The sequence below is a fragment of the Salegentibacter sp. BLCTC genome (assembly GCF_015143665.1).
Lineage (GTDB): Bacteria > Bacteroidota > Bacteroidia > Flavobacteriales > Flavobacteriaceae > Salegentibacter > Salegentibacter maritimus.
On record NZ_WYEW01000022.1, the window covers coordinates 1 to 3,174 of the forward strand.

Annotated in this window: 2 rRNA genes; both read left to right on the top strand. The window is 49.0% G+C overall.

Features of this window, described 5'->3' with window-relative positions:
* Positions 1-59: 59 nt before the first annotated feature.
* Positions 60-2,894, top strand: a 23S ribosomal RNA gene (locus tag GUB10_RS15800).
* Positions 2,895-3,061: 167 nt separating this feature from the next.
* Positions 3,062-3,170, top strand: a 5S ribosomal RNA gene (rrf, locus tag GUB10_RS15805).
* Positions 3,171-3,174: the final 4 nt, after the last annotated feature.

Sequence of the window (3,174 nt, forward strand, 5' to 3'; positions counted from 1 at the left end):
TTTATTAATAGAATACATTGTGATTTAAGGTCACGAGAAATTCGAGCATAAGCAAGAAGCATACAAGCTAGATAAGGGCGTATGGGGAATGCCTAGGCTCTCAGAGGCGAAGAAGGACGTGATAAGCTGCGAAAAGCTGCGGGGATTGGCACATACAAGTTGATCCGCAGATATCCGAATGGGGCAACCCACTATACTGAAGGTATAGTATCCGCAAGGAGGCAAACCCGGAGAACTGAAACATCTAAGTATCCGGAGGAAGAGAAAACAATAGTGATTGCGCTAGTAGCGGCGAGCGAACGTGCATTAGCCCAAACCATAAGGTTTACGGACCTTATGGGGTTGTAGGACCACAATATTTGTTACAAACAGAATTAGAACAAGTTGGAAAGCTTGGCCATAGACGGTGACAGCCCGGTATAGGTAATGGATGTAATGATAGTGGTATCCTGAGTAGTGCGGGGCACGTGAAACCCTGTATGAATCCGGCGGGACCATCCGCCAAGGCTAAATACTCCTGAGAGACCGATAGTGAACCAGTACCGTGAGGGAAAGGTGAAAAGAACCCTGAACAAGGGAGTGAAATAGATCCTGAAACCATACGCTTACAAGCGGTCGGAGCCCTTTGGGGTGACGGCGTGCCTTTTGCATAATGAGCCTACGAGTTACCGTTGCCAGCAAGGTTAAGCAGTTCAGCTGTGGAGCCGTAGCGAAAGCGAGTCTTAATAGGGCGATTTAAGTTGGTAATGGTAGACGCGAAACCGTGTGATCTACCCTTGGGCAGGTTGAAGCTGTGGTAACACATAGTGGAGGACCGAACCCGTTGACGTTGAAAAGTCTTGGGATGACCTGAGGGTAGGGGTGAAAGGCCAATCAAACTCGGAAATAGCTCGTACTCCCCGAAATGCATTTAGGTGCAGCGGTATAATAGTTTTATAGAGGTAGAGCTACTGATTGGATGCGGGGGCTTCACCGCCTACCAATTCCTGACAAACTCCGAATGCTATAAAATGTTTTATATCAGTGAGGGCATGGGTGCTAAGGTCCGTGTCCGAGAGGGAAAGAACCCAGACCATCAGCTAAGGTCCCCAAATGTATGTTAAGTTGAATAAACGCGGTTGGACTGCCCAGACAGCTAGGATGTTGGCTTGGAAGCAGCCATTCATTTAAAGAGTGCGTAACAGCTCACTAGTCGAGCGGTCCGGCATGGATAATAATCGGGCATAAACATACTACCGAAGCTATGGATTCCATATTTAGATATGGAGTGGTAGGGGAGCATTGTAACAGAGATGAAGGTGAGTCGTGAGGCTTTCTGGATTGGTTACAAAAGAAAATGTAGGCATAAGTAACGATAATGCAGGCGAGAAACCTGCACACCGAAAGACTAAGGTTTCCCCAGCTATGCTAATCAGCTGGGGGTTAGTCGGGACCTAAGGCGAACCCGAAGGGGGTAGTCGATGGACAACAGATTAATATTTCTGTACTTGCCCCACGTTAAAGCGGACGGAGGCGAAAAGTTGGTGCGTGCTGACGGAATAGCACGTTGAAGGGAGTGGTAACACCCCGATAGTACACAAAAGCTTCGGCCGGCGTGATAATCCAGCGGATCGACTTCCAAGAAAAGCGAGTGGATGCAACCCGTACCGTAAACCGACACAGGTAGTTGGGATGAGAATTCTAAGGTGCTCGAGAGATTCATGGCTAAGGAACTAGGCAAAATAGGCCCGTAACTTCGGGAGAAGGGTCGCCCCGCTTTTAGCGGGGCCGCAGTGAAGAGGTCCAGGCGACTGTTTATCAAAAACACAGGGCTCTGCTAAATCGAAAGATGATGTATAGGGCCTGACACCTGCCCGGTGCTGGAAGGTTAAGAGGAGATGTTAGCTTTGGCGAAGCATTGAATTGAAGCCCCAGTAAACGGCGGCCGTAACTATAACGGTCCTAAGGTAGCGAAATTCCTTGTCGGGTAAGTTCCGACCTGCACGAATGGTGCAACGATCTGGACACTGTCTCAGCCATGAGCTCGGTGAAATTGTAGTATCGGTGAAGATGCCGATTACCCGCTACGGGACGAAAAGACCCCGTGCACCTTTACTATAGCTTAGTATTGACTTTGGACAAGTGATGTGTAGGATAGGTGGGAGACTTTGAAGCGCCGTCGCCAGGCGGTGTGGAGTCATTGTTGAAATACCACCCTTTACTTGTTCGGAGCCTAACCTCATTTTATGAGGGACAGTGCTTGGTGGGTAGTTTGACTGGGGTGGTCGCCTCCAAAAGAGTAACGGAGGCTTCTAAAGGTTCCCTCAGCACGCTTGGTAACCGTGCGTAGAGTGCAATGGCAAAAGGGAGCTTGACTGAGAGACATACAGGTCGATCAGGTACGAAAGTAGAGCATAGTGATCCGGTGACACCGCGTGGAAGGGTCATCGCTCAAAGGATAAAAGGTACGCCGGGGATAACAGGCTGATCTCCCCCAAGAGCTCACATCGACGGGGGGGTTTGGCACCTCGATGTCGGCTCGTCACATCCTGGGGCTGGAGAAGGTCCCAAGGGTTGGGCTGTTCGCCCATTAAAGTGGCACGCGAGCTGGGTTCAGAACGTCGTGAGACAGTTCGGTCTCTATCTGTAGTGGGCGTTAGAAATTTGAGTGGACCTGACTCTAGTACGAGAGGACCGAGTTGGACCAACCTCTGGTGCACCAGTTGTTCCGCCAGGAGCACTGCTGGGTAGCTACGTTGGGAAGGGATAAGCGCTGAAAGCATATAAGCGCGAAACCCACCACAAGATGAGATTTCTTTAAAGGACCGTGGGAGACGACCACGTTGATAGGCCATAGGTGTAAAGGCAGCAATGTCATAGCCGAGTGGTACTAATAATCCGTAAAGCTTGATGCGATTCCTGTTATCCTGCAAGGGATAACAGGAGCTTGAATGCTTGCCGCAGTTTTATTTTATTTTTTGTTTCTTTTAATATGTCAACTTATTAGAGTAGGCAGTTGTAAGTAAAAGAGTAAGCAGGAAAACCTGCGAATTTATAGACTGTAAACTGCATACTAAAGACTTAAGGTGGTTATGGCAACGGGGCTCACCTCTTTCCATTCCGAACAGAGAAGTTAAGCCCGTTAGCGCAGATGGTACTGCTATTTGTGGGAGAGTATGTCACCGCCTTTTTTTT